Source organism: Actinomycetota bacterium, from assembly GCA_014360645.1.
Classification (GTDB): Bacteria; Actinomycetota; Geothermincolia; order Geothermincolales; family RBG-13-55-18; genus Solincola_B.
This window is the reverse complement of record JACIXD010000009.1, coordinates 90,024-116,006: the sequence shown is the minus strand read 5'-3', so window position 1 is coordinate 116,006 and position 25,983 is coordinate 90,024. Positions and strand designations below refer to the sequence as shown.

Annotated in this window: 19 protein-coding genes; 11 read left to right on the top strand and 8 right to left on the bottom strand. The window is 66.6% G+C overall.

Going from position 1 to position 25,983, the window contains the following annotated elements; genetic code table 11:
- The first annotated feature begins 322 nt into the window (after positions 1-322).
- Entirely contained in the window at positions 323-490 is a 168-nt protein-coding gene (locus H5T74_09505) for an SDR family NAD(P)-dependent oxidoreductase (protein ID MBC7230608.1), read from the top strand.
- A 48-nt stretch (positions 491-538) separates the two neighbouring features.
- On the opposite strand, the gene H5T74_09500 is transcribed toward H5T74_09505, so the two are convergent.
- Complete coding sequence (locus H5T74_09500; protein ID MBC7230607.1) at positions 539-1,687, bottom strand: nitronate monooxygenase; 1,149 nt, start codon at positions 1,685-1,687, stop codon at positions 539-541.
- A 409-nt stretch (positions 1,688-2,096) separates the two neighbouring features.
- On the opposite strand from H5T74_09500, the gene H5T74_09495 reads away from it, so the two are divergent.
- The 4 genes from H5T74_09495 to H5T74_09480 all read left to right on the top strand — a co-directional run bounded on the left by H5T74_09495 (position 2,097) and on the right by H5T74_09480 (position 6,578).
- A complete protein-coding gene (locus tag H5T74_09495) occupies positions 2,097-3,452 on the top strand; it encodes a phenylacetate--CoA ligase family protein (GenBank protein MBC7230606.1) in 1,356 nt (451 codons plus the stop codon).
- A 328-nt stretch (positions 3,453-3,780) separates the two neighbouring features.
- A complete protein-coding gene (locus tag H5T74_09490) occupies positions 3,781-5,568 on the top strand; it encodes a polysaccharide deacetylase family protein (GenBank protein MBC7230605.1) in 1,788 nt (595 codons plus the stop codon).
- Positions 5,569-5,704: 136 nt separating this feature from the next.
- Positions 5,705-6,151 (top strand): PadR family transcriptional regulator, encoded by a 447-nt coding sequence (locus H5T74_09485; GenBank protein MBC7230604.1) that lies wholly within the window; start codon positions 5,705-5,707, stop codon positions 6,149-6,151.
- A 304-nt stretch (positions 6,152-6,455) separates the two neighbouring features.
- Entirely contained in the window at positions 6,456-6,578 is a 123-nt protein-coding gene (locus H5T74_09480) for a rubredoxin (protein ID MBC7230603.1), read from the top strand.
- A gap of 394 nt (positions 6,579-6,972) precedes the next feature.
- On the opposite strand, the gene H5T74_09475 is transcribed toward H5T74_09480, so the two are convergent.
- A complete protein-coding gene (locus H5T74_09475; GenBank protein MBC7230602.1) occupies positions 6,973-7,308 on the bottom strand; it encodes a MerR family transcriptional regulator in 336 nt (111 codons plus the stop codon).
- A gap of 100 nt (positions 7,309-7,408) precedes the next feature.
- Between H5T74_09475 and H5T74_09470 the strand changes: the two genes are divergently transcribed.
- The 4 genes from H5T74_09470 (at position 7,409) to H5T74_09455 (ending at position 9,946) form a co-directional block, all read left to right on the top strand.
- Positions 7,409-7,648: a hypothetical protein gene (locus H5T74_09470; protein ID MBC7230601.1), complete on the top strand. Its 240-nt coding sequence runs from the start codon at positions 7,409-7,411 to the stop codon at positions 7,646-7,648.
- Between the two features lie 41 nt (positions 7,649-7,689).
- Positions 7,690-8,133 carry an Hsp20/alpha crystallin family protein gene (locus tag H5T74_09465; protein MBC7230600.1) on the top strand — a complete coding sequence of 148 codons (444 nt, stop codon included), beginning with the start codon at positions 7,690-7,692 and terminating at the stop codon, positions 8,131-8,133.
- A gap of 333 nt (positions 8,134-8,466) precedes the next feature.
- Complete coding sequence (locus tag H5T74_09460) at positions 8,467-8,730, top strand: UxaA family hydrolase (protein ID MBC7230599.1); 264 nt, start codon at positions 8,467-8,469, stop codon at positions 8,728-8,730.
- A gap of 46 nt (positions 8,731-8,776) precedes the next feature.
- Positions 8,777-9,946: a UxaA family hydrolase gene (locus tag H5T74_09455; protein MBC7230598.1), complete on the top strand. Its 1,170-nt coding sequence runs from the start codon at positions 8,777-8,779 to the stop codon at positions 9,944-9,946.
- Positions 9,947-9,985: 39 nt separating this feature from the next.
- Here H5T74_09455 and H5T74_09450 read toward each other — a convergent pair whose 3' ends face one another.
- Positions 9,986-10,195: a hypothetical protein gene (locus tag H5T74_09450; GenBank protein ID MBC7230597.1), complete on the bottom strand. Its 210-nt coding sequence runs from the start codon at positions 10,193-10,195 to the stop codon at positions 9,986-9,988.
- 552 nt (positions 10,196-10,747) lie between these two features.
- Here H5T74_09450 and H5T74_09445 point away from each other — a divergent pair.
- Positions 10,748-13,090: a hypothetical protein gene (locus H5T74_09445; protein ID MBC7230596.1), complete on the top strand. Its 2,343-nt coding sequence runs from the start codon at positions 10,748-10,750 to the stop codon at positions 13,088-13,090.
- Positions 13,091-13,237: 147 nt separating this feature from the next.
- Here the strand turns inward: H5T74_09445 and H5T74_09440 are convergent, their stop codons facing one another.
- The 5 genes from H5T74_09440 to H5T74_09420 all read right to left on the bottom strand — a co-directional run bounded on the left by H5T74_09440 (position 13,238) and on the right by H5T74_09420 (position 24,302).
- Positions 13,238-15,622: a PAS domain S-box protein gene (locus H5T74_09440; GenBank protein ID MBC7230595.1), complete on the bottom strand. Its 2,385-nt coding sequence runs from the start codon at positions 15,620-15,622 to the stop codon at positions 13,238-13,240.
- Between the two features lie 543 nt (positions 15,623-16,165).
- Positions 16,166-16,723 carry a hypothetical protein gene (locus H5T74_09435; protein MBC7230594.1) on the bottom strand — a complete coding sequence of 186 codons (558 nt, stop codon included), beginning with the start codon at positions 16,721-16,723 and terminating at the stop codon, positions 16,166-16,168.
- A gap of 241 nt (positions 16,724-16,964) precedes the next feature.
- On the bottom strand, positions 16,965-17,624 hold the full coding sequence (locus H5T74_09430; GenBank protein MBC7230593.1) for a GNAT family N-acetyltransferase: 660 nt from the start codon (positions 17,622-17,624) through the stop codon (positions 16,965-16,967).
- Positions 17,625-17,653: 29 nt separating this feature from the next.
- Positions 17,654-21,190, bottom strand: coding sequence for a UvrD-helicase domain-containing protein (locus H5T74_09425; GenBank protein MBC7230592.1), 3,537 nt, complete (start codon positions 21,188-21,190; stop codon positions 17,654-17,656).
- A gap of 7 nt (positions 21,191-21,197) precedes the next feature.
- Positions 21,198-24,302 carry a PD-(D/E)XK nuclease family protein gene (locus H5T74_09420; GenBank protein MBC7230591.1) on the bottom strand — a complete coding sequence of 1,035 codons (3,105 nt, stop codon included), beginning with the start codon at positions 24,300-24,302 and terminating at the stop codon, positions 21,198-21,200.
- 443 nt (positions 24,303-24,745) lie between these two features.
- Here H5T74_09420 and H5T74_09415 point away from each other — a divergent pair, with 443 nt between their 5' ends.
- A complete protein-coding gene (locus H5T74_09415) occupies positions 24,746-25,831 on the top strand; it encodes an NAD(P)-binding protein (GenBank protein MBC7230590.1) in 1,086 nt (361 codons plus the stop codon).
- The last annotated feature ends 152 nt before the right edge of the window (positions 25,832-25,983 follow it).

Here is a 25,983-nt window from a genome sequence, read left to right as displayed (position 1 = left end):
GCCGGTTAACGGTTGGTTATGGTGATGTTGCATATCTGCAAACATGGGCGTCGCAGTATAGATGCCGGCAATCCGTTTTCATCTCCCTGGCGGTGGGAAACTTCGCCTTCCCGGAGCTTCGGTCTTGACGGAGGTGGAGGTACGTGCCGAGACTGCCGGGCATCGGAGAGGCCGCTCCGGCCGCGGGCCGGACCCGGGACGCAGGCCGCTCGGACCGCAGAACGGGGCCGGCACCGGGGCCGGTAAACCGCCGGTCCTTCGAGGTCGGTAACCCACGGCAGGACCGTCTGCGAGGAGAGCGGGACGCGCGAGGTGGTCGCGGGTGGACGATTTCAACGGCAGGACGGCCATCATCACCGGCGGCGCCTCGGGAATCGGGCGGGCGCTCGCGGAGGAGCTGTGCAGGCGCGGGGCGTTGATCACCTTGGCGGACCGCAACGCCGCCCTGCTCGAGGAGACGGTGGCCGCGCGCGCGGCGAAGTCGGCGTAGGAGCGGTCCCGCCTGCGTTCCTCCGGCGCATCTCCCGGCTGGCGGACCCTATTCCACCTGCACGCTCTCGGGGAGCTTCCTGGTGAGGATGTCCGCCGCTTCCTCCACCATCTCCTCCAGCACCTGGGCGGCGGGCTTGATCTCCTTGACGATGCCCGCCACCTGCCCGGCGAAACCGCCGATGTACTCGTCGCGGTTGCCCTTGATGAAGGCGGCCAGCAGGGCCGAGGCGATGAGCATCTGCAGGGGGAAAGGCAGGGGCTGCAGGCCCGACTCGTCCCAGAGGTCCATGAAGCGGCTCTTGATGGAACGCAGCGTCTTGCCGGTGAACATGGTGCTCACGCGGGTGTCCTCGTCGCTAGCCTCCACGATGTGCTGCTTGATGACCGCGGGGGCGCCGCCCTCCTCGGTGGCCAGAAAACGCGTGCCTACCCAGACGCCCACACAGCCCATGGCCAGCGCCGCCGCCAGGCCGCGACCGTCCCCGATGCCCCCCGCGGCGAGCACAGGGACCGGATAGGCGGCGTCGATGCAGCCGGGCACCAGGGCCATGGTGCCGATGCGGCCGGTGTGCCCGCCCGCCTCGTGGCCCTGAGCCACCAGGAGGTCGATCCCCGCGTCGGCCATGCGCCTGGCGTTCTTGATGTTGCCGGTGATGGCCAGCACCTTGGTCCCCACGGCGTGGGCATCCTCGACCATGAAGCCGGGGTTGCCCAGGCCGGCGGCGAAGAGGGGCACCCGCTCCTCCAGGCACACCTTTATGGCTTCGTGGGGCATCATGGTGGTGGAGTTCATCTTCACCATGATCTCCACATCCGGCAGGTTGAGGTCCTTCTTCACCTTGGCGATGAAGTCCTGGTGGGACTGGGGGAGGTTCTTGAGCAGCTCGTCCAGGGGAACCTCTCCCGGGGCACCGGTGTCCGGGAGGTCGGTGATGTTCTTGGGCAGGAGCAGGTCCACCCCGAAGGGCTTGTCGGTGCGCGACTTTATCTCGCGGATGGCGTCGCGCATCTCGTCCACCGAATACCCGCTCGCACCCAACACGCCCATGCCCCCCGCCTCGGAGACGGCCACCACCAGGTCCACCGGGGCGCCGGTCTCCTCGCCCAGCAGGTTGGGTCCCATGCCCGCGCTGAGGATGGGATACTCGATGCCCAGCATGTCGCAGAGTTTGGTGCGCAAGACTCTCTTTCCCATGGTTACCCCTCTCCTTTCCGGGTGGAGGCCGTGACATAGCGCCGAAGCGCGGCGGTTCTCCCTCCCCGCAGGCCTCACCGAAGCCCATTATAATCCCGCCCTGCCCCTACCTGAAGTCGAAAGTCCGAAAGCGGGCGGACAGGTTCGACGGGGGCGGGACGGCGCGGTCCCAGAGGCGGGAGGGTGCAGGCGCGAGCAAACTCGAACAGGAGAACATGGCATAATATACCATATTCCAGAAAACACCGGCGGTAACCGCTCCAAATGGAGGTCGTGCGCGGCGGGGCCGGTGGCCGCGGTCGGAGGCAGGAGGACCCGGGCTGAGTGTGAAACCGCGCCTTTCGGGGTAAATAGCAGATGGATGCAGAACTCCGAAGGTCATGAGGTCGGATGGGAAAAGGGGAAGGACATGGAAGAAGAGCGCCCTTACTGGAATATGGAGATGGAGCCAATCCTGAACACCCCCGAGATGCGGGAGATCCAGCTCGCCAAGCTGAGGGTGTTTCTGCGGCGGCTGTACGACAACGCTCCCTTTTACCGGAGGAAGTTCGACGAATGGGGAGTGGCGCCGGAGAAGATCGCGAACCTCGAGGACTTTGCGAAGGCCGTCCCCCTCTTCGACAAGGAGGGCCTACGGGCCATGGTCTTCGAGTACGGGGGCGACATCCTGGCGGTCCTCGACCAGATCATGCCGGTGCGGGTGGACGACCTCAACATCATGGCCACCACCACCGGCACCACCGGCGTCCCCACCCCCTATCCGATGACCTGGCACGATATGGTAGATGTATGGGGCGAGGCCATGGTGCGCGGCTTGTGGAGGGCCGGCGTGCGCTCGCGGGACCGCATCCTCTTCTGCTTCGCCCTCTCCATGGTCATCGCCGGCATCCCCACCATGATGGGCTGCCATCGCCTGGGGGCCATGGCCATCCCGGTGGGGGCGGAGGCGGGCACCGACCGCATCCTGCTCATGCAGACCCTCTTCCGGGGCACCGTCTATTCCGGCACCCCCTCCCTGGCGGACTACCTCATCGAGAAATGCAAGGAGCAGGGCAGGGACCCCAAGGACCTGGGCTTGCATACCCTTTTCTGTGGCGGTGAGCCGGGAGCGGGGATACCGGAGGTGCGCAAGCGGCTGGAGGAGGCCTACGAGGCCAGGCTCTTCGATGCCGGGGCGGGCTTCGGGGTCTCCTGCGACCACCCCGAGTACCAGGGCATGCACTGGACCGCCGACGACCTCGCCCTCTACGAGCTGGTGGATCCGGAGACGAAGGAGCCCATACCCCTGGAGGACGGGGCAGAGGGAGAGGCCATCTTCACCGCCATGGAGGGGGACGGCATGTCCTGGCTGCGCACCAGCCTGGGAGACATACACCAGGTCTTCACCTCTCCCTGCCCCTGCGGCAGGACCGGCATCCGCTACAAGGTGGTGGGCCGCACCGACGACATGCTCAAGGTCAAGGGGGTCATCGTCTATCCCGCCGTGGTGGAGGGCGTGGTGGGCGGCTTCGTGCCCAGGGTGACCGGCCAGTTCCGCATCGTGCTCACCGAGAAACCGCCGCGGGTGGTGCCGCCGCTGAAGATAAAGATCGAGCGCGGCGAGGACTATCCCGCCGACAAGCTCCCGGAGCTGGAGAAGGAAATGCAGGAGGCCTTCCACGTCAAGGCCAAGTTCACCCCGGAGATAATCTGGGCGGAACCGGGCGAGCTGGAGCGCTCCACCTACAAGGGACAGGTCTTCGAGAAGCTCTACGAGCAGCAGTAGGGACCGTTTTTGGGCAGGTTCGCCTCTTCGAGCCGGGACATGCCGAGGTGGACATCGGGCCCCGCCTCTTCCCGGGTGGAGGTCAGGTATGGACGACCGGACCGGGACCTCCCGGCAGTCTTCGCCTCCATGCTCCTGGACGGGTCCATAGACGAGAAGGGTGTCCTGGCGCCGGAGGCCTGCGTGGACCCCGTAGAGTTCAGGAAGCCAATAGCGGCGGCCATGCCCGCGTCGGAGGAGGCCATGCAGGTGGAGATCGAGGAGATCCAGTCGGACCCTGAAGCCTCCGGCTTCGCTTTTTCCGCCCGTTCTGCTAGAGTGTCGTCAGATGAAGGATTCGCACGCAACGCACGGCCGCGCGCAAGTATTTGCCTTCCGGCCTCTCCTTCTCCTGTGCCTGCTGGCCTTCTGCAACGCCGCCTTTCTCGCCACGGGCAAGGCGGCATACGGCACATGGAGCGGCGGGCACGACGTCACGGGCGGCGGGAAAGCGGGGAAGACCTGGTACTTCGCCGAGGGATGCACGCGCATGGGGTTCGAGGAGTGGGTATGCCTCTTCAACCCCAACCCCGAAACGGCCATTGCCACCTGCAGGTATATGCTCGGTGACGGGCAGGTGCTGGAGCGGGACGAGGCGCTGCCTCCCCGCAGCCGCGTGACCGTGAACGTACGCGGCGTGGTCCCGCCCGAAAGCGACGTGTCGCTGGCCGTCGAGTCCACTGCCGGCATCGTGGCCGAGCGCCCCATGTACTTCCGCTACCGCAACGCCATAACCGGGGGCCACGACGTCATGGGGGCCGAGGCCCCCCGCACGGACTGGTACTTCGCCGAGGGCTGCTCCCGCGAGGGCTTCGACACCTGGCTCTGCCTGCAGAACCCGGGCGGCGAGGCCGCCCGCTACGACATCTCCTACTACCGCGGGGACGGGACGGTGGAGGAGAAAAAGGACCTCGACCTGGGCCCGCACTCCCGCTTCACCATCCCCGTGCACGAGCCGGGCCTGGGCCTGGGGAGGTCCGACGACTCCCGCGGCGACTTCTCCATCGCCGTGCGCTCGCGCAACGGCGTGCCCCTGGTGGCCGAGCGCCCCATGTACTTCCGCTACCGCAACGCCATAACCGGGGGCCACGACGTCATGGGGGCCGAGGCCCCCCGCACGGACTGGTACTTCGCCGAGGGCTGCTCCCGCGAGGGCTTCGACACCTGGCTCTGCCTGCAGAACCCGGGCGGCGAGGCCGCCCGCTACGACATCTCCTACTACCGCGGGGACGGGACGGTGGAGGAGAAAAAGGACCTCGACCTGGGCCCGCACTCCCGCTTCACCATCCCCGTGCACGAGCCGGGCCTGGGCCTGGGGAGGTCCGACGACTCCCGCGGCGACTTCTCCATCGCCGTGCGCTCGCGCAACGGCGTGCCCCTGGTGGCCGAGCGCCCCATGTACTTCCGCTACCGCAACGCCAACCCGGAGTGGCGCAGCGTAAACCGCGACGAGCTGGCGCGCTCGCTGGGCACGGGAGAGATATTCAACGGCAACACCGCGTGCCGGCGCATCGCCCTCACCTTCGACGCCGAGGGGGATCGCGCGGCGACCGCCGCCATCCTGGATGCTCTCAAGGCCCAGAACGTGCACTGCACTTTCTTCGTGTTGGGTTCATACGTCGAGGCATATCCCGATATGGTCAGGCGCATGGCCGAAGAGGGGCACGAGGTCGCCAGCCACTCCTACAGCCACCGCGATTTCACCGGGCTCTCTGCCGAGTCCAGGTATTCCGAGGTCGTCTCCTCGGAAGCGGCCATCGCGAGTGTCACCGGGTACGCGGCGCGACCTTACTTCCGCTTCCCCTACGGGTCGAGGAACGCCGCCGCCCTGGCACAGCTGAATTCCCTGGAGTACGTCAGCGTGTACTGGGATATCGATCCCCGGGATTACACGGGCATATCCGCCGGCGTCCTCTGCTCGCATATCATGTCCAGGGCACGCCCCGGGTCCATCGTGGTCATGCATACCGTAAACGCCTCCCAGAAGGCCGGCGCACTTCCCTCCCTCATACGCGACCTACGCGCCTCGGGCTACGAGCCCGTAACCGTAACCGAGCTGCTCCTGCCGGAGGATTGAGGCCGGGGGATCACGCTCAAAGGACAAACGCTGTGGGTGTCATCGAAGGCTGAAGCCAATACCATTATTGACTTAAATACAATATATGCTTAATATAACTATAGACCAGATGCCAATATCATGAGGAGGTGGAAAGGTGTTCAGGGAACGCGACTGGGAAGGAGGGATTCCCGTGCGAGGCCCTCGCCGTTTTGCGATGATGCGGCCAGGCCATGCCCATGGCGGCATGCCCCTGGAGGTCCCGGGTCTGAGCTGGGACCCCACACGGCGGTTCCTGAGACCGGCGGTGCTCTTGCTGCTGGCGGAGCAGTCCATGCACGGTTACGAGCTCATGGGCAGGTTGAAGGAATTCGGCATCGGACCGGGCGGGATGGATCCCTCCATGCTCTACCGGCTTCTGCGGGTGATGGAGAGGTCGGGATTGGCCGAGAGCTCCCTCGACGATTCCGGCTCCGGCCCGGCACGCAAGGTCTATAACCTGACGCCTGAGGGCAGGGAGGTCCTGGACATGTGGATGTCCAATCTCGATGAGCTGTCCGAGCTCCTGGGCAGGTTCAGGGAGCGCTACGAAAAGCTGCGCTGATGCCACCGGGACGGCGGCTGGGAGCCGTGCCATGCCGCGAGGGGGAGGATCTCGAGGGCCGTGCGGCCCTGAACGCCGGTTCAGGTTATGTCTCCTCGCGGTGCGGGCAGAATATTAACCGGTCACCCGGACGACTCGAGGGGCGGGCGCGGGTCGAGCGGTAGTGTCCCCGCGTAGGTGATGCACCGGGTTCGGAGCGGAGGGAAAGGTGCCGCTCAGGGTTTCCCCCGGCCTGGGATCCGGTCGAAGACAAGGCATGCGAGGTAGGTTACAGGCGGATTCCTCGTACTCAAGGAGGTGGAGCATGGCGGAATGGGTGTGCAACAAATGCGGATACGTCAGGGACTCGCGCTGCAAGCCGAAAAAATGCCCCAATTGCGACGCGCAGAACGCCTTCGAGAAAAAAGAGGAAAGCGGCAAGAAGTAGGTCGGACGGACAATCCAACGGCTTGCCGGGGCGTGCCGTAGCGAGCGCCGGTGGCAGGCGGCCTTCCGGGTCGCGGCATCTGCTGCCCCAGCCCGGGAAGGGCTTCAAGACCGGGCGGATCCCAGGTACTTGAGGGCGGCATGGGGACGGGACACGGGCGCTCCAGAGCAGCACGCCGCGACGGGGACGAGCCCGAAGCCCGCAAGGGCGTAATAGTGAACGCGGAGAAAGGCGGCGGTTCATCCTCGCTTCCCTTTAGGGTCTGTGCAAAGGAAGCTGATACGTTCCCCCTTATCTGGTGCGGGCGATGGGGAACGGGGCACCTTCCTTTCATGGTGCTTTAAGGATAGCTGATGCTGGTGCACTCCTGACCCCGGGAGGGCCTCGCTGCGCGCTACGATGACTCGCCCTCGAGCTCGCGCAGGCGCGCCTCCAGCTCGGCGATCCTGGCCTTGAGCTCGTCTATCTCCTGCTGCATGCTCATGACCATGCGCGCGCCCCTGGCGTTCAGCTTCTCGCCGTCGATGAGACGGTGTACCGTCCTCAAGGTCTCGATGTTCTCGTTCGAATACAGCCGGGTATTCCCCTCCGTCCGGCTGGGGGTGACCAGGCCGGCGCTCTCATAACGCCGCAGCGTGCTCTGCTCGCAGGAAAGCAGCCGGGAGACCACCCCTATGGTGTAGAGGGGTTCCGAATCTCCTTGGCCGGGGATCTTTACCTCATCACCCATGATTTATTTATATCCCCTTGGAAATAATCTGTCAATTATGACTAGAAGACTTGACATATGATAGTAATAAATCTAACATAAGAAATGAGATTAGTGGGACTTGGACATGCTGGAGGAGGTGGTGCCCTTGGCGGAACGCGAGAGATGCATCTTCTGCGGGAGCGCCGGTTCCATTGAATTCGACATGTGTCAGGTCTGTCTGTTCGATTACGCGAGGCTGGAAGAGGGTACCGACGCGGAGGCCGGCAGGGCGCTCACGGCATCCGAAAGGGGACTCGAAGTCGAGTATGGCCCTCGGGGCGGTGATAGGGGATACGCGTTGAGCACCCTCCCGGTTTGAGCGTCGGAAAGACGCGAAAAACCTGAAAGGAGGTGGGTGAGATGTCTATCATCAGGTGGAGACCGTTCTTCCCCGTAGCGTTTCGGGACTGGACGCCGAGGGGGTGGTTCTGGAGCGACATAGATGATTTCACGCTCTTCCCCACCTTTCATGACTGGCCGAGCATGGACGTCTATTCCGAGAAGGACGACATGGTGGTCAAGATGGAGCTGCCGGAGTTCAAGGCCGACGACGTGAGCATCGACCTGCATGACTCCACCCTGACCATCAGCGGGCGACACGAGCGCGAGGAGAAGGTCGAGGACAAGAACTATTACCGCCGGGAGCGGGTGGCCGGATCCTTCACCCGTAGCGTGCCGCTTCCCGGCGAGGTGAAGGAGGAGGACATCTCGGCCAGCCTCAAGGACGGCGTCCTGGAGATCCGCATCAAAGGCGCGGGCAAGTCCGTCGAGGGAAGGAAGAAGATCCCCATAGCTTCCTCCTGATCGTACCCATATGGGGAAAAGGCTGAGGCGCGGACCCCTGGGGTCCGCGCCGGACTTTTACCCGGTGCCGTTCTGGAGAGGCATGAGGACCGAGGCTCCATCCGTGCGGCACCACCCCGGTCTATAATAGGCGGTGATATGGGCGTGAGAGGAAGAGATGGCGTGGCGTGGCGGACCTGCCTGGAGGAAAGGCTCGGCGGCCGCGCATGTGCCCGTGAGAAAGAAAAAATTGGGCTCGACGGGGAAGACGACGGGAGTGCCGCTGCCCGCCTGTGAGCTCCGTGGGGTCTTCGAGCGGGGGAGCGGCGTCCATGTCCGGGAAGGAGGACGGCCTTGAAGCCCAATGCCCTGGTCATCAACGCGGCGGACAACGTGGCGGTGGCTCTGGAGGATATCGCCCGGGGCGGGACGGTACGCCTTGCGGACGGGCGCGAACTTGCGGCGGCCGACGACATCCCCTTCAGTCACAAGGTAGCCCTGCGCGATCTGGCGCCCGGCGAGGACATCGTCAAGTACGGTGAGGTGATCGGCCGGGCCAGTCGGGGGATAGAGAAAGGGGGCTGGGTGCATACCCATAACCTGGCGGTGGACGAATGAGGGGAACCCAAGGGGTGCCCGCGGCGACGGAGAACGGAGGTGGGCGATGGCCGTGAAGGAGAGCTTCATGGGTTTTGCCAGGCCGGACGACGGCGTGGGTGCCAGGAACCACGTGGCGGTCATCCCCTCCGTGGCCTGCGCCAACGGGGTGGTGGAGGCCATAGCCCGCGAGGTGCCCGGGGCGACGCCGCTCTTTCACGGGCATGGCTGCGGCAGGGGAGGCGAGGACCTGGGCAGGCATTTCAGGACCCTGGTCAACCTGGCGGTCAACCCCAACGTGTTCGGGACCTTGGTGGTAGGGCTGGGGTGCGAGGTGATCAAGGCCGAGTACCTGGCAGAGCGCATCTCCCATTCCGGCAGGCGCGTGGAGTTCCTGAACATTCAGGATGTCGGGGGGTCCCGCAGAGCGGCGGCACGCGGGGCGGAGGCAGCCCGTGCCCTGCTCCGCGAGGCGGAGAGGGCGGAGAGGGAGGAGGCATCCCTTGACCGCGTGGTGCTGGGGCTGGAATGCGGGGGCTCCGATGCCTTCTCCGGCGTCACCGCCAACCCCGCCGTGGGTCTGGTGGCGGACTGGCTGGTGGGCGAAGGGGGCACGGTCATCCTCACCGAGACCACGGAGATGATCGGCACCGCCCATATCCTGGCGCGCCGTTCCCGCAACGGGGAGATCGCGGGGCGCGTGACCTCGCTGATCGCGGAAGCCGAGCGCAGGGCTCGCGAGATCCTGGGACCGCTGGCCTCCCAGGTCATAGCCCCCGGGAACATGGACGGCGGTATGAGCTCCATCCGCGAGAAGTCCCTGGGTTGCATCCTCAAGGGAGGGGGCACCACCGTGAACGAGGTGGTGGATTACGGCGACATCCCGAGGGAGAAGGGGCTGGTGATCATGGACGGCCCGGGCTACGACGTAGAGTCCATGGCCGGGCTCGCGGCCTGCGGGTGCCATGCCATGCTCTTCACCACCGGGCGCGGCAATCCCCTCGGCTTCCCCATCGTGCCGGTGATCAAGGTGGCCAGCAACAGCCGTCTCTTCCGGGCCATGGAGGACGACATGGACGTGAACGCCGGCGCGGTCCTGGAGGGGAGCTCGCTGGAGGAGGTCGCCGCCGGGACCCGGGCCCTGCTGCTGCGGGTGCTCAACGGTGAGGAGACCAGGAGCGAGGTCAACCGCCAACACGGCATCCTCTGCCTCTATTCCGTCACTCCGGCTTTCTGAGCCGGGCTGTCCCTATCCGCCCGTGGATGCTCGCGTCGTTCAGAGGCTGGCCGCTTTTTTCATGCCCTCTCCGGAGTCGCGCCCCCTCGAGGCGGTCTCCCGGGGGCCGGGACGTCCGTACTCATAGGGGGTCTTTCGCTCCTCTTCCCCTTCCTGGCGGTGGCGGAATCCTCGCAGGAGGGTCTTCAAAAGCCCTGATCCCCTGAGCCTGGAGTCGATGAAGAAACCTTTTGCGTCCTTCTTTTGCATCCTCTCCCCCTTGCAATATCTATACATGAAGCATTTATCTGTATCGGCAGGGAGGGCTGGGCAGATAAGCCCGATCTCGCGATTGTAACAGAGATTTCACATCGCCGGCGGCGCCGGATGCAGCGGGTCCGCGCGCGGCTCCCGATTATCCGGGGACCGCGGAAGAGGCAGCGCATGCGGGAAGGCCGTGTTCGAGGGCTAAAGACGCGGGCGGCGCCGTTCCCGGTCATGGCCATGTACACGGGGAGTCCCGTTGATATATCATGGCCGCGATACGGCCGTGGCCTCTAGGTCATCCCCCTCGCCCCAGGTGGGGGAGCGGCGGCATCTACGGTAGGCGGCGGCAGAACCGGTCGTGCATGGGGCGGGGGCAGAGCCGCGATCGCCGGTGATCCGCGGGAGCAGACATGTAAAAAGGACGGCCGACCTCTTCGTCCGATATGCTGAGCGCGGCGGAAGCGCGGTCCCCGGGCGAGGTCGGGATGCTGCGGAAAGGCCTTTGGGCCCCGTCCGCGGACCGCGTGCAGGGAGACCGGAAAGGAGACCGATGAATTGAGGAGACCTGCGGGGGTGTCGAGAGGGCTGCGTGGCCCGTCCATGCCGGTCGCGCTCCTCGTTCTTCTCCTGGCGGCGGTACCCTTTTCGCCCGCGGCTTCCAATGCGGCCGCGGTCCCCACGCCCAAAGCCCTCCTGGTGATGGCCTTCGCGCCCGGGGAGAGCCTGCGGGCGGCCTCTGTTCCCGACCTCCAGGCCACGGTGGAGGCGCTGAGGAAATACGATTTCGAGGTTTACGTCCTGGACGCCTACGAGGAAGACGGCTCCCTCACCCCCTGCCCCCACTACCGCCTGCACCGCTTCGTGTCTGACCGCCGATACAACCTGGTGGTCTATTACGGACACGGGAACCGCGAGCGCTGGGGATTCTGCCTTCCCCAGGACAAGGCGTGGGCGTCCCGCACCGACACCGTGGAGGGAACGGACGAGGCGCGGGAGTTCGGGGATCACCGCAGTCACTGGCGTGACGAGATCAGGCTGGCGCCCGATGCCATGGTGATCATGCGCCACACCTGCTTCGCCGCCGGCCCGGAGGCGGCGGACATGGCCGGAGGGGCCGCGCTTCTGTCACGGGAGGAGGTCCTCGCGCGGGTGAACGAGTACTCCTACACCTTCCTGCAGCCGGGGCCGGGGGCGCGCTCCTATACCGCCAGCGCCAACGTGGGGTCGACCCCCTCCTACCTGGAGTCGCTCTTCCGCGACCACGGCAGGCCCATCGGGGAGCTCACCGTTCCCGATCTCTCCGCCTCCTATGCGGAGGGGAGCGGATACGAGCTGCTCCAGGGCTCCCATTATCGCCTGGGGGTGGAGGGAGTTACCTACCGCAAGAACCGTATGCCGGGAAACACCAACGGCGCCGTTTGGGGGCAGCCCGCGTGGGCCGGCGACCCGCGCCTCACGGCAGCGGAGGTGTGCGGGAAGGTGCCGGGGGACAGGAACGGCGACGGCGACAACACCGACCTGGGAGAGCCCTGCTTCCCCCACGACAGGCGGGATGTCTTCGCCGCCGGGGACGCTTCGTACAACTTCTTTCCCTTTCTGAGCATAGCCAACCCGGGCTCCTCCTCCACCTGGGCGGAGGTGGTCTTCCGCGACGAGGCGGGCGAGTACCTGAAGATATACCGCGAGGTGGCGGCGTCCTCCCGCCTCACCCTGGACCTCAACGCCAACCCGAACCTGAGGAACAAGAACCTCGCGGTGGAGGTGCGCTCCGTGGACGGGACGCCGCTGCTGGCGGAGAGGCCCATGTACTTCCGCTACCATGGTTGGATGGACGGGGGCTCGGACGCCTTCGGCTCACCGCAGGCCAGGAGCATGTGGTATTTCGCCGAGGGCTACGCCTCGGATTCCCAACCCTTCCATGAATATATCTGCATCGCCAACTTCGGGGAGGGGACCGCGCGCGGGAGGCTGGAGCTGCTGCCGCAGGGAGGCGATGGGATGGCGGTGGACCTGGAGATACCGGCCGGAGCGCGCCGCACCTACCATGTGAACGCCTATATCCAGGGCGAGGTGGCGGCTAGGGTGGAGACGGACCTGCCGGTGGTGGCGGAGCGTTCCATGTATTTCCTCTACCGCTCGCCGGGAGGCGCCTTTGTCGCCGACGGGGGGCACAGCAAGCCCGGGGTGAGCGCTCTTTCCAGGGAATGGTATTTCGCCGAAGGGAGGGTTGCCGGCGATTTTGACACCTGGATCCTGGTGGCGAACCCGGGAACGGAGGCGGCCACCGCGAGGGTCTGCTGCCACACGCCGCGGGGGGAGGAGGTCACCAGGGAACTTGCCTTGCCCCCCAGGGCACGCCGCACCCTGAGGGTTAACGACCTCTTCGCGTCGGCCTCGGACGTATCGGTGAGCGTGAGGTCGGACAGCCCCGTCGCCTGCGAGAGGGCCGTGTACTTCCGCTATAACGGCGCCTGGGACGACGGGCATGTCTCCACGGGGACGGTGGAGCCGTCGCGGAGGTGGATGTTCGCCGAGGGTTCGGCCTTCCCCGGCATCCACGAATATGTGCTGGTCCTGAACCCCAACCCCGAGGCCGCCACCGTGGAGGCCAGGTACCTGTTGGGACCCGGGGAGGGCACGCGTTCCGCCACCTACCGTGTGGGCCCGCGCGCCAGGATGACCGTCGACGTGAATGCGGCGCTGGCCGCGGACGGCAATCCCTCCCAGGTGGCACTGGACATGATGTCCAGCCTGCCCGTGGTCGTCGAGAGGGCCATGTACTTCGACCTGGGAAGGGAAGGGGAGAGAAGGGAGCCCATACGCGGAGGGCATGTCTCTCCCGGGGTAGTTTCGCCGGCCGCGGCATGGCTCTTCTCCGAGGCCTACACCGGCAGGTAGGGCGGACGGCGGGAGGGGGCACGGGCCTGCCCGCCCGACTGTCCGGCCTTTCGCGGTCCTTGATGCACACGTAGGGACTGTCCCGTTCTCGTCCTCGGGCAAGGGGCTTGAGGGAGGGACGCGGCGGTCCCGCGTTATCGGCGGGCGTTAAGGGATGAGCATCCTGAAGACGGAGCCGCCGCCCTCCCTCGCCTCGCACCAGATGCTGCCCCCGTGCCCGCGCGCGATCTCCCTGGCGATGAACAGGCCCAAGCCCAGGCCGCTCGAGGCGTGATGAGCGGCATCTTCCAGTTGATGGAAGCGCTCGAAGATGACCTCACGGTCCTTCTCGGGAATCCCCGGCCCGCGGTCGTATACGGAGATGAGCAGTCCTCCCCCCTCGCGCCTGGCTTCCAGCAGGACGGGGGAGGAGGGCGGGGAATACTTGACCGCGTTGTCCAGGAGGATGATCAGTGCGTCGGTGATCTTCTCCGCGTCCAGCGCGTGCGCCCGCACCCCCTCGCCGATGCGGACCTCGAAATCTTGACCGGCGCCCTTCTCGCACATCTGGCCCACCGCATGCTCGAGAAGCGGCGGCACCGCGGCCTCCCTCTTCTCCACCGCGAAGAGCCCCCGCTCGATGCGCGAGAGGTCGAGGAGGTCGTCTATGGTCTTGGCCATCTTGTCCGCCCTGCCGTTGATGATGCGTATCTTCTCCAGGCTTTCCCCGTCGATCCCCGCGAGGTCCCCGTGCAGGAAGGCATCCGCGTAGCCCTTGATGATGGAGAGGGGTGTGCGCAGCTCGTGGGAGGCTATATCCACGAAGCGCCTGATGCTCTCCACGTGCACCAGGCGCTCCTCCTCGATGGCCAGGGCGCGGGCCAGCATCCCCATGAGGTGCATGTCCGGGGGGGCGAAGCTCCCGGCCTCCCGACCGAAAAGACAGAGCATGCCCACGGTCTTCTCGCGCAGGCGCGCGGGGTAGCCCAGGAAGGAACGGAACCCCTCCCGCGCCGCGTCCGGGTCCCGGGCGTACGCCGTTCCCTCCAGGTCTTCGATCACGCGAGGTTCCACGGCATCCGTGAGCATGTCCTCGTAGCACGTGTAAGCGGCGGCCGCCTCCCGGTCCGAGATCCGCTCGATCTTTTCCCCCGAGGGGTAGAGCACGGTGAGGCCGCCCTTGTCGAGGCGGCAGTAACGCAGCGCGCCCTCCCCCATCACCCTGCCGGCCACCGCCACTATCCTGGCGATGTTTTCCATGGGGTCCGCGCCCAGCTCGAGGAGGCAGCGCCTCAGTTCGTCCAGGCGCCACTCCTCGCGCTTGCGTTCCGTTACGTCATGGGCCACGTTGGTGAAGGCGATGACCCTGCCTTCCCTGTCGTAAAGCGGTGCTCCGGTCACGCTTCCTATGGCCACGCCGCCGTCCCTTCTGACGAAGCGCAGTTCGTCCCGCACGGTTTCTCCCGCGGAAAGGCGCCGTATATCGTCGATGGCGCGCGCGTGGTCGTCGGGGTGGAGGATGTTCAGCTCCAGCACGTTCTTTCCCAGGAGCTCGTGCTCGCCGTACCCTATGAGTTCGCATGCCTTGCGGTTGACGCCGATGAGCCTCATGTCCGTGTCGTAGGTGAAGATGGCCTCCCCCGTGAAGTCGTAGATGAGGCGGTATTTCTCCTCGGATTCTCGCAGGGCCTCCTCCCAGCGCTTCCTCTCCGTGATGTCCCGGGCATGCACGACGATCCCCTCGATGGCCGGGTTGTCGAGGGCGTTGATGCCGAAGGCCTCGAAGACCTGCCAGGAGCCGTCTTTTCGCAGCCAGCGGTATTCCGCCGTCGCGGAGGGAAGGTCGTTCTCGATCCCCTGGGAGAAGACGGCGACGACGCGGTCGGTGTCCTCCGGGTGGAGCAGCTCGAAGGGGGATCTCCCGAGAAGCTCCTCCGGCTCGTATCCCGAGATCCGCTTTATGGATGGGCTCACGTAGCGCAGCCTGCCCTCGCGGTCCAGCACGGAGATGATGTCATGGGTGTTTTCGGTGATGTAGCGGAAGTAGGCCTCGCTCCTCCGCAGGTCCTCTTCAAGGCGGCGGTGCTCGGTGATGTCGCGCGCGCTCACCACGATGCCCCTCACCAGGGGGTCCTCGAGGAGGTTGTTGCCCACGGCCTCGAACCAGCGCCAGGAGCCGTCGTGGTGGCGGACCCTCACCATGAGATAGGGGGAGTAGCCGCGGCGGTCAACGCCCGTGCGGTAGAACTCCGCCGCCCATGCCTGGTCATCGGGGTGGAGGAACGCGAAGACGTTCCTCCCCGCCACCGACTCGGGGTCGTATCCCAGCAGACGCCTCGCCGAGGGGCTGGCGAAGACTATTTCGCCCGAGCGGTCCAGGAGCAGGATGAGGTCGAAGGTGTATTCGATGAGCGACCTGGCGTACCTCTCGATGGCGTCGGCCCCCGCCCGCCGCTCATCACCGCTTTGGGAGGCGTCTTTTTGACCCGAAAGTCCACCCTCCGGGGGTTCTTCCCCCCTGCCGTGCCTCTCGTCCGTCTCTTCTCCGCCCATGAGCGCCGACCTTCCCTGGGCCTCCGGCCCCGTGCCGCCGGCTTTTGGCGCCGGCCTCCAATGCCGACCGGGAGGCGCCGCCGTCCACCTCCGGGTATCTCTGGGAAGGCTTCCTTCCGGGGCCGGCTCGGACCCGGCAGACCATCGCCTCTCTGTATATCGGCTCCGGGGGGTGGGAACATGATGCCGTGCGCATTAGCGCCGCGTGCGTCGCGATCCATCGGCTGCGCGGGGTGACGGAAGGCGCCGCACGCTCGCAAGTCGGCTCGCCAGGCCCGAGGAGGATTGTCTGGAAGCGGGAGCGGCGGGTACGCATTATGCTGGCTGCAGCACGGCACCTTTCAGGTAACGGGGTTCCAAGCATGGGCGTGAGGTCGGATGTCGTTACCGGGAAGAAGGGAGAGACACAGCGTTTTTCCGTAACGAGGTTCGTCGCCCGCGATCATCCCCGAGGCACGCGAAAAATGCGCTCTCATATCTCTACCGGAATCGCGCATGCTCCTGCGGAATCGCGCATGCTCTTGCGTGGAGTCAACAGGGCTCTCAGTACGGGTACCAGGCGGGGGGCTCGATGCCGGTGCCGAAGTCCACGCCCCGCCACCCCGAGGCCCCCTTCTCCATCACCACGTAGGGGCTCTCCAGGCGCTCGCTGGTGCAGACCGCCCTCCCCACCGCCGTGTCTCCCTGGATGACGATGTTGTCGATCCTGAACTCCAGGCCGGGGGCCGAGTTCTGCTTCACGAAGGCGATCATGGCCGCCTCTACCTCGGCGAGCTCATCGTCCTCGAGGCCGGCCTGCTTCTTCCCCTCCGCATAGCCTTCCTCGTAGCCCTCCGACCACCCCTGGATGTAGCCGCGGAGGAAATCCTCGTCCGCTCCCGCCAACTCCGGGGCCTGCGGTTCGTATTTCCCCGCCTTTCCGTCCTCGAGGCCCTTCTCAAGACCCTCGGCCTGCCCGCGCGAGAACCCGTCCTCGTAGGACGCCCGCGCCGTTTCGCCTTGATCTACGGCCGCGCCGTTCTTCCCCTCCCCGGAGCCCCCGCAGCCGGCGAAAAGGGCCGCGGACAACAGCAGCAGGGAGACGGACGCCAGCACGGACATCGACCATCTCTTTCTCACCCCCGGTCCCCCCTTTCTCAGGTATCCCGGTTCATCCCCGGCCTGACCCGCCTGTCGGGACTCGCGCCTTCGATACGCTCGCCTGGTATGGGCGGTGTGGAAGGAAGTTCTTGCTTCCATCGCAGCTCGCGGTACGTCCTCGGCCTGACCCGCCTGCCGCGACGCACATCCCCGACATACCCATCCGGGGTCGGGCAGTGCGGGAAGTACGCCCCGGCTTCTCTCACAGCTCGCGGTACATCCTCAACATGCCCGGGCTGTTGAAGATGCGCATGAACTCGTCGTCGGTCTTTTCCTCCACCGCCACGAAGCCCGCCTTTTCGTAAGCTCCCCGCGCCGGCTCGTTGCCTATGAGCATATTCAGCTCCGCGCACGTGTAGCCCCGCTCGCGCCCCCTGCGCAGTATCTCCTCGAGGAGGGCCGTGACCAGGCCGCGGCGGCGGAATTCCGGGAACACCGCCACGTGCTCGATCACCCAGGAATCCGGGTAGTGACCGGGGTAGACGCGGTAGAAAGGCTGCATGCGGGCGTTCATCGCCTTTCCCTCCGCGCGGTCGATGCCCACCTCCGCCAGCGCCTCGCGTACCAGCGCGTCACCGTTGCGGGCCTCGTTGTAGCCGCACAGGCAGCCAGCGACCTCGCCCTCTACCTCGCATACCAGGTAGTGGGAATAATGGTAGAAGGAGGGAGGGTCCGCCTTGAAAAGGGCGGCCAGCAAACCCAGTTTCTCCTCTATGTCCCCCGGGAACATGAGGTCGTAGATGGAGGTCTCCAGGTGACTCTTTCCCGCCAGGTAGATGAGCCGTGCCGCCGCCTCGGCGTCCCCGGGCGTGGCGGGGCGGATCAGCGGGGGGTTTGCGCGCATCTTTCCGTTACCGTTCATACCAGTTATCTTACCATCTTCCCCGCCGCTCACGGGGCGGGAGCGACCCCTACCCTCGCCAGGGTGCCGGTGGAGGTGAAATAGATCAGGGCCTCGCTGACCGGCTCGCCGCAGGCCGCCTCCCAGGCTCTGGCGTAAAGGGAAAGCTGGGGAGCGTATTTCTCGCCGGCTCTCCGCACTTCGTCCCGCCGCAGGCGGTCGGTCTTGTAATCCACCAGCACCCAGCCGTCCGCCTCACGGAAGGCGAGGTCGATCACCCCGCGCAGCACGGCCGGTAGTCCCCCATCCTCCCAGGGTATCTGAAAAGGTACCTCCATCAACCGCTTCTCGGAGTCCAGGGCGCGGCGCCAGACATCCGAGGCCATGACCGAGCGCGCCAGGGCGGCGGCCTGGGGCGCGAGCGCTGGGTCCAGCTCCCTCTCTTCGAGGGAGGCGGACGCCAGCCTCTCCAGGTCCGCGCCCGGCTCCGCCATGGCCGCCCGCAGGAGCAGGTGGATCACCTCGCCCCACTGCGTTCCTCCCTCGGCGTCAGATAAGATCTCCAGGTTGTCCCCGGGACTTGTGCTGCTTTCGGGGGATCCGGAGCCCGCGTCGGTGCTCCCGCCCGGGTCTCCGCTCTTCCTCCTTCCCGGGGGCACGTCTCCCTCATCTCCCTCCGGTTCGGGCGGGTCCCCGCCCTCACCTGCCCTCGCGGGTCCTGCCGCCGCCGCGGCCGACGCCGGGGGAGGCATTCCCGCTCCGCCGGGCCGGGAAAGAGCGTATTCCTTGGCCGCCAGTACCCGATAGGTCGGCGAAAGGGATGCGCCGAGGCGGGTAGATGTCTCCGCCACCCCTGCCGCGCGTTCCTCCGGAGAGACGGCCGCCGCAGGCTTGACCGGGGCTTCTTTGGGCCCGGGGTCGGCGATGTCCCGCGCGGCGGGGATGAAGGTATCGAAATAACACCAGGGGTTTCCGGCGTTCTTGTTCTTGCGCTGGCTGATGACGGCGGCGGAGCCGCAGCGGGTGGCGGCGACGTAGCGCAGGCGCAGCTCCTCGGCGCGCCCGAAGGCCTTTTCCCTTTCCGCCAGTTCCTCCCATCCGGGGGGGTGGGCGAGCAGTTTTTGGGAATATTCGGACGTCTTTTGGTGTATGGCCAGGTAACCTCTGATCCTCTCCCCGCAGCGGTCTATATGCACCGTGGTCGGGTGGTCGGATTCCCCGCAGGGGTCGGCGAGGAAGACCACCGGGGCCTCCAGACCTTTGACCTTGTGCAGGTTCATGATCCTCACCGCCGGCCGGCTGTCGGGAAGGGCCTCCGCTCCGTCGTGGGCTTCCTCGCGCGAGGCAAGCCTGCCGATATATTCCACGGCATGCGCGACGCTCCACCCCTCCCGCTGCGCGGCGCGGAGCAGTTCCAGGCTCTTGGCCAGGCTCCCCGCCTGCGCGTTCCCGCCCGGGCGGGAGGCCGCCAGCGCGAACAGCCCCAGGTCCCCCGCGATCCTCTCGCAGGCGGAAGCGGGGGGGAGGAGGTGGAGCCAGCGCGCGTACCGCCTGAGGCGGGAAAAGGCGTCTGTGAAGAGTTCTCCGTCCGCCCCGTCCAGCCCGGCGGGCACCTCGCTCCGGAAAGAGAAGCGTCCTCCCGCCCGGCGGAAGTCGTAGAGCCGGGCGTCGCTTACACCGAAGAGCTCGCTGCGCAGCGCTGCCACCAGGGCCACGGGGTCCTCGGGCCGTGTGGCCGCCCTGAGGCACAGGTAGAGGAGGCGCAGCTCCTCGACCTCGTTAAGTGCCTGTCCGCCCGTGACCCGGTGGGGGATGTCGTATCTCTGCAGGGCTTGGGCCATGGCGCCCAGGTTGCGTTTCTGCCGCGTCACGATCATGAGATCGTCGGGGCGCACGCGGGGGTCGTCTTCCTCTTGGGGTTCGCTGCCCGCGCGCGCGACGGTGGCTCCCCGGTCCAGGAAATCCCTTATCACCCTGGCCAGCAGGTCGGGCTCATATGCCCTGACGGTCTCATTCTTTTCGCATTCCTCCGGGATGGGGAGGCGGAAGATGCCGCCCAGCTCGCACGCAACCTCCCGCCTGAAGGGGAGGAGGGGGACATAGAGCGGGGACTGGAGGGTCTCCACGGCCGGAAAGCGCAGCATGGCCCGCCCCTTTTCATCCTCGGACGGCTCGCCCGGCCGGAAGACCTCGTTGACCCAGTCGATGACGGAAGGGGTGGAACGGAAGTTGGTCTGCAGGTTCACCGCCAGGCCCCCCCGCTCCACGAGGATCCGCTTGGCCTGCGCGTAGGTGGCTATATCGGCGCGCCGGAAACGGTATATGGACTGCTTGGGGTCGCCCACCAGGAACAGCGACCCCGGCCTGGGCACGCAAGCGCGCCAGTCCCTCTCCTCCGGGTCCTCCGCGGCGAGGAAGAAGATGACCTCCGCCTGGATGGGGTCGGTATCCTGGAACTCGTCCACCAGGAGGTGGGTGAAGCGGGACTGGAAATAGCGGCGCGCCTCGGGATGGTCCCGCAGCAGCGCCGCCGCCTTCATCAACAGGTCTTGGAAGTTGAGGAATCCGCGCTCCCGCCGCAGGTGGTCATAGACCCTGCGCGCCTTCCGGAAGACCTCCAGGACGGTGGGGTAGCGGTATTCCCGCCAGGCGCGCAGCGCAGGAAGCGCCACCTGGTCGCGGAGATCGATCCACCTATTTTTCTCGGCTATGGCCTCTTCCCTGGTGAAGTGCCCGGTTGCCGTCCAGACCCTCTGCACCTGGTTGGGTTTGTAGTCGAACAACTCCAGGGCCTCCACGAGGCGATCCGACCTCTCGGGGTCGTCAAGGTGAGAGACGACGCGGAGCAGGCGCCTCATCCGGGGGATGAGGGTGTCTTTCCCGACCTCCCGTGGCAGCCGGGGCTCCAGCGCCCGCAAACGTTCTACATAGCGGAAGAGCTTCTCTCGCGCCTCACCGAGGTCCGGTTCAGAGGATTTCCGGGGTGTGGGCCATTCCTCCACGTCGGGATAGAGGCAGAAATCCGCGAAGGAGGATCCGAGGTCGGAGACGTTCAACCCCAGGCGGGCGAGTCTCTCGAGGAGCCCTCCCCGATCCCCGGCCGCGAGCTCGGCCACGAAGATGTGCCAGGCCTCCTCGCGAAGGCGTACGTCCGCTTCCTCGTCGAGCTCCTCGAAGTCGAGGCTCACCCCCGCCTCCACCGGTCGCTCCCGCAGCAGGCGCGCGCAGAAGGAATGGATGGTCCCGATGAAACACTGCTCCACGCGGTCGAGGGCGGCCTTGAGGCGTTTCCCCTCCTCGCCCTCCGCCTCCCTGACCCTGCGCTCCAGCTCCACTTGGAAACGTCCCCGCAGCTCCGCCGCCGCCTTGCGGGTGAAGGTCACCGCGGCCATGCAGCGTATGTCGCGGCACCTTCCGCTTTCCAGCAGGACGAGCATCCGTCCCGTCATGCTGGTGGTCTTTCCGGTGCCCGCCGCCGCCTCCACGATGATGTTGCGGTCGAGCTCGCGCAGGATGAGTTCGCGCTGCTCCCGGTCGGGAGGACGCGGGGGTGCCTCGCCGCCGCCGTGCCGGCCCGTCATGGTCACCTCCTGCTCATGCATGACCCCTGAGCCTCCGGAAGGGATCCAGGGAGGAGTTTCCAGTTCCTGCCAGCCTCTCCCTGCACCTCTTCTCCAGCGCCTCCACGTCTCCGAAGGCGGGAAGGTAATCGCTGAACCGTACGTCGTTCTTGTCGTCCGTGAAAGGGAAGCATCCCCCCGCCAACATCTCGCGCAGGCAGGCCAGCACCAGCGGGCCGTCGTGCAGGGACTCCGCATCCCAGACGACGCGCTCGCCGTGTTCGCGGGAGGAGGGGAAGAAATACTGGAAGGAGGCCACCTTTGCCCTCGGGTGGACGCGCCCCAGGAGCTCCTTCGCCATGGCCATGTAGAGGTAGTGCTGCAGTCGCCTCCCGCCCATGAAGGGTTTGGCGATATCGAAACCCCAGGCGGAGCCGGTCTTGTAGTCCAGCACCGAGAAGAGGGCGCTGCCCGGCTCTCCCAGCTCGTCCACGCGGTCCATGCGGCCACTCACCCGGATGCACTCGCCGCCGGGCAGCTCCACTCGCACCGCCTCGGGGCGGTCGATGGGGTTCCCGGCGCCGGAGCTCGCCATGCCCGCCGCCGCCTCGAAGTAGAGCGGCCGGTTTTCCCGGCAGTATATCTCATCCTCCATGAGGAAGATGCGGGCGGTGCGCAGCATTTCCTCGCGCTCCACGCGCGCCACCTCCTGGTTGGGTGGAGGCTTGCGGCGTTCCCAGAGGGAGAGTCTGTCCAGCAGCATCCCGCTCAAGAAGTCCCAGTCGCGCTCAAGGGAGGGCGACCGCCCCTCCTCCCGCAGGTGCCGGTGAAAATCCCCGAACACCTCGTGCAGGACGGCTCCTTTCTCGTTGGCCTCCAGCCAGCGCGACGGGTCTAAGACGAATTCCTCCGGCGGCCTTATCCCCAGCACGTAGGCGAAGAAGTACTCGAGGGGGCACCGCCCGAGGGTCTCCAGCTGACTGGCGGAGAGCGCGGGACTGTCCGGACGGGCAGGGTCGAGCTCGGCTCCCGCCTCGGGCACGAAGCCGTCGTAGTCCGTGAACTCCTCGCCCTCGCGGGCCAGGCGGGCGGTCCTCCCGCGCCCCAGATGGGGGTAGGCGGCGAAGACGGCCTCCTCGGCATTGGGCGGGGGAGCGTCTCCGCACAGGCGAACTATCCACCATTCCGTCTCGGTGATGCACATCCCGGGCCGGAGGGGCGCGAAGGAGGCCGGCTCCCGCAGTGCACCTAGGAGGTCGTCCTGTACCGCCTCCCTGTTCCCTGAGACGATGCGGTAGGCGGAGAGGACGGCCTGGCTGGGAAACATCTCCCGGTCCTCCTCCAGGTCGCGGCAGCAGTACCCCATGGTCACCCTCGCCCGCAGCCCGGCCATGACCCGGGCGAGGTCCTCCATGGCAGCGGCCATGCGCCCCGCAGCCGTCGGGAGCTCGTCGGAGATGGCCTCCCGTTCGGAATCCAGCAACAGAGGGTCCTGGAGACCGGCGCCGGGGAAACGGCCGTCGTCCAGCCCGAGGATGAAGACATGGGAACGACCGCTGTGGCCTCCGCCCCGCAGGGAAGCGACGTGCAGGCAACCCGGCTGCGGGCTTTTCCCCTCCACGCGCGAGGAGTCGGCCAGCTCCCTGAGCCGGCCGACGATGTCCGGAGCGCCGGTGCCGCAATCCCTCAGGCCGGCGGAGAGCTCGCGCACCCCCTTGAGCAGTTTCCTGCGCGCGTATTCATCGAGCTCGCCCGTGCAGCGCACGCGGCGGGAGAGGAAATCCTCCGCCGCGGCGAGCAGCTCCGCGGCCGCTCCCGGGTCGCGGGGGACGGGGGATAGCAGGGCGTCGAGGAGGGAGGAGAGGGATCGCAGCGCGGAACTCCTCCCCGGAATGCTCCCCTCCCTCTCCCCGGCTTCCTCATCTCCGTCCTCGAAGCGGCCGTTTCTTTCCCGTGGGGAGGGATCGCGGTCGAGCTCTCCCCGTATCACCTCGCCGTATCGTTCGCGGCCCAGGCCGATGGGCAGGGAACGCAGCACAGCGGCAAGGACCGAGAAATTCCGGACCCCGTCCCCGTCTTCCGTTTCCAGCAGCCCGTCCTCGAGCATGCGCGCCAGCGCTTCCTGTGGGAATCCCTCCAGGACCCATGACAGCCATCCCGCCAGCGCGCGCCCGGGCCTGGAGTAGCGCACGGGTATGCCCTCGGCGAAGGTAACGGGCATGTCCTCGCCGTCTTCCCACAGGGCATGGCAGATCTCATAGATGAGGGGCACGTAGGTCTGGTAATCGGTGTGCAGGATCTCCACCTCATCGAAGGGTATGCCGGAAGCGGCGCAGCGCCTCAACACCTCGCGCACCTCGTTTGCCTCTCCTGTGGCGCGGAAGAACTCCACGCTGCCGTCACCGGCTGGCGCGGGCGCCTCCGCGGGGCGGTCGACCCAGGCCAGGAGGGCGGCGTCCGTGAGATCCCTATCGCGCGCCACGCAGGGACGGTCGTAGTCCAGCAGGACCTTCCTATCCTCCGGGACCGCCTCCCAGAGGGCGCGCTCCAGGGCCGGCATCCCCTCGCGCATGTACGCGGGGAGCGCCACCAGGCATCCCGGGGGGAGGGCATGGGGGTCCTCCCTCAGGCGCGTGGCGGCGAATCGCAGCGCGTCTGGGAGGTCGGCGAGGGCGAGGGAGGCCAGCCTCTGCTCGTAGGCCGCCAGGAGCGAGGCCAGCTCCTCTCCCTTCGCGGCGACCTCGAAGCATGACGGGGTGAGGTCGCCGGCCTTCACGCCGGCCATGCGCAGGTCTCGGAAGGAGGCGGCCATCACTCCGGACAATCCCGGGCTGGCGGCCAGCCCCGCCAGATAGCCCCCCTCCACCCCACGCCGCGAGATCAGGCCCTCTAAGGCCAGCTCCAGGCGCATGCCCGCGGCGTAGGTCAATCCCCGCCTCTCGAGCTCCGGGGCGGCCAGCTCCAGCGCCATGCCCACGACGGTCATCACCCGCACGTTCAAGACCGCGGTGCCGGAGCGGGTCACGGCGTCGAGCCATTGCCGCCCCGCACGGTGCGAGGGCGCGAGCAGCCATTTCTCCTCCAGCGGACGGCCGGAGCAGAGACGCCGCAGTTCTTCCGTCAGGCGGTTGAGTTCCACTTCACGCTCCCGTAAGGTCAGCCCTTTACGGCGTAGCCAGCTAAGGCGACGCGAGAGAAGATCCGCCGTTCTTCTTTCCGCATTATAGGGCCGGGCAGCGACAATCGGGGCGGCTCTCTGCGCCGAAGTCGGGGCACGGGACCATGCGGCGCAGCCGTGCACGGGAAAAGAGCGGGCCGGTGCATGCGTCTCCCCGCGCTCATATAGTAAAATATGGCAATTAATCCGGGGCGCGTCCCCCGGTTTTTCGTGTCATCCGGCCGATGCCCCGGCCGGTTGTTCCACTCCGCGCGATATCCTCATCCTTGAAGGCGGGGGAGATGGTCCGGGAGGAAAAGGGCGCGGGGTGACGCGACGCGCGCGAGATGACATAATATGTGAAAGCCGCAGGGGGATCGCGGCCGGCGTCCTGGGAGGGGCCGTCCGGACCGGAGGAGGTTGGGATGGCCGCGAGGGAAGCGCTGATCGTTGGGGCCGGGATGAGCGGCATGGTGGCCGCCGTCAACCTGGCCAGGGAGGGCTACCGGGTACGGGTAAGGGAGGCGGAGGGATCCTACGGCGGGGCGAGGATATACAATCCCTCCACCCACGTGACGCCCATCGATCCCGCCAGGACCTCGGAGTATATCGGGATAGACGTAACCCCTGTCTTCCACCGGGTCCTCAAGTGCCCGGCTTTCTTCCATGATACCGAGATCCAATTCCCGGTCTATTCCGTTTACGGCGTGGAGAGGGGCGATCGCCCGGGGAGCCTGGATACCCTGCTCTACAGGAAATGCCTGGAAGCGGGCGTGGAGTTCGAGTTCTCCTCTCCCCTGAGAGCGGAAGAGGTCCCGGGGCTCAAGCCGGGCACCATCATCGCTTGCGGCCTCATCCCTGGGGCCTACAAGATGCTGGAAATCCCTTTCGTCACCGTGTCCATGTGGCTGTCCAGGGGGGAGATCGGTTTCAGCGATTACGCCTGGTTGTGGTTCGACGAATGTGTTACCGAGTACGGATATCTTTCGGCGGTGAACGGCTACTACTTCGACCTCCTCTTCTCCTTCGGGCGCAGGGTGGACGAGAAGGCTTTGCGCCGATACCGGGACTTTGCGCTGCGCAACCAGGGCGTGGAGCATGCCGACTGGGATTACCAGGTGGGAGCCGTGCCCCTGGCCACGCCCGATAACTACAGGCTCTTCCGCGGGGACCTGATCATGTGCGGCACCATGTCCGGGGCCATCGACCCCTTCATGGGCTTCGGGATCAGCGGAGCCCTGGTATCGGGGAAAGTGGCGGCAATGGCCGTGTACGACCCCGAGGGCGCACAGCGGGAGTTCGACCGTTTCCTACGGCGCTTCCGCCGCAGCTTCTACCTCAAGGAGGCGTGGAAACGTTTCGTGCGCCCCCATGTCTCCCTGCTGGAATGGCAGATACGTGCGCTGGGCGTGGAACGCGTCAACCGCCTCATCAGGCTCACGGAGCGGGAAAGGCCTCTCCTGCCGACGCCCTTCGCCATACCCGGCTTCGGCCACGTGGCCACCCATTGATAGGCCCGCCGCCGCAGAGAGTACGCTCCCGGTGCGCATTTCGCGAGAGGCGCGGTCAGGACTGCGCGTTCTCTCCCGACGCCGGGAGGGCTTTCGTGGGCCCCGGCGTGAGGCAGAGCCGCGGGTAACGGCCGCGTGTTCCCCCTTCCCCG

Coding starts and splice junctions, on each gene's coding strand:
- H5T74_09500 (MBC7230607.1), bottom strand. CDS start 1,687: ATGGGAAAGAGAGTCTTGCGCACCAAACTCTGCGACATGCTGGGCATC.
- H5T74_09495 (MBC7230606.1), top strand. CDS start 2,097: ATGGAAGAAGAGCGCCCTTACTGGAATATGGAGATGGAGCCAATCCTG.
- H5T74_09490 (MBC7230605.1), top strand. CDS start 3,781: ATGAAGGATTCGCACGCAACGCACGGCCGCGCGCAAGTATTTGCCTTC.
- H5T74_09480 (MBC7230603.1), top strand. CDS start 6,456: ATGGCGGAATGGGTGTGCAACAAATGCGGATACGTCAGGGACTCGCGC.
- H5T74_09475 (MBC7230602.1), bottom strand. CDS start 7,308: ATGGGTGATGAGGTAAAGATCCCCGGCCAAGGAGATTCGGAACCCCTC.
- H5T74_09465 (MBC7230600.1), top strand. CDS start 7,690: ATGTCTATCATCAGGTGGAGACCGTTCTTCCCCGTAGCGTTTCGGGAC.
- H5T74_09455 (MBC7230598.1), top strand. CDS start 8,777: ATGGCCGTGAAGGAGAGCTTCATGGGTTTTGCCAGGCCGGACGACGGC.
- H5T74_09450 (MBC7230597.1), bottom strand. CDS start 10,195: ATGCAAAAGAAGGACGCAAAAGGTTTCTTCATCGACTCCAGGCTCAGG.
- H5T74_09440 (MBC7230595.1), bottom strand. CDS start 15,622: ATGGGCGGAGAAGAGACGGACGAGAGGCACGGCAGGGGGGAAGAACCC.
- H5T74_09435 (MBC7230594.1), bottom strand. CDS start 16,723: ATGTCCGTGCTGGCGTCCGTCTCCCTGCTGCTGTTGTCCGCGGCCCTT.
- H5T74_09430 (MBC7230593.1), bottom strand. CDS start 17,624: ATGAACGGTAACGGAAAGATGCGCGCAAACCCCCCGCTGATCCGCCCC.
- H5T74_09415 (MBC7230590.1), top strand. CDS start 24,746: ATGGCCGCGAGGGAAGCGCTGATCGTTGGGGCCGGGATGAGCGGCATG.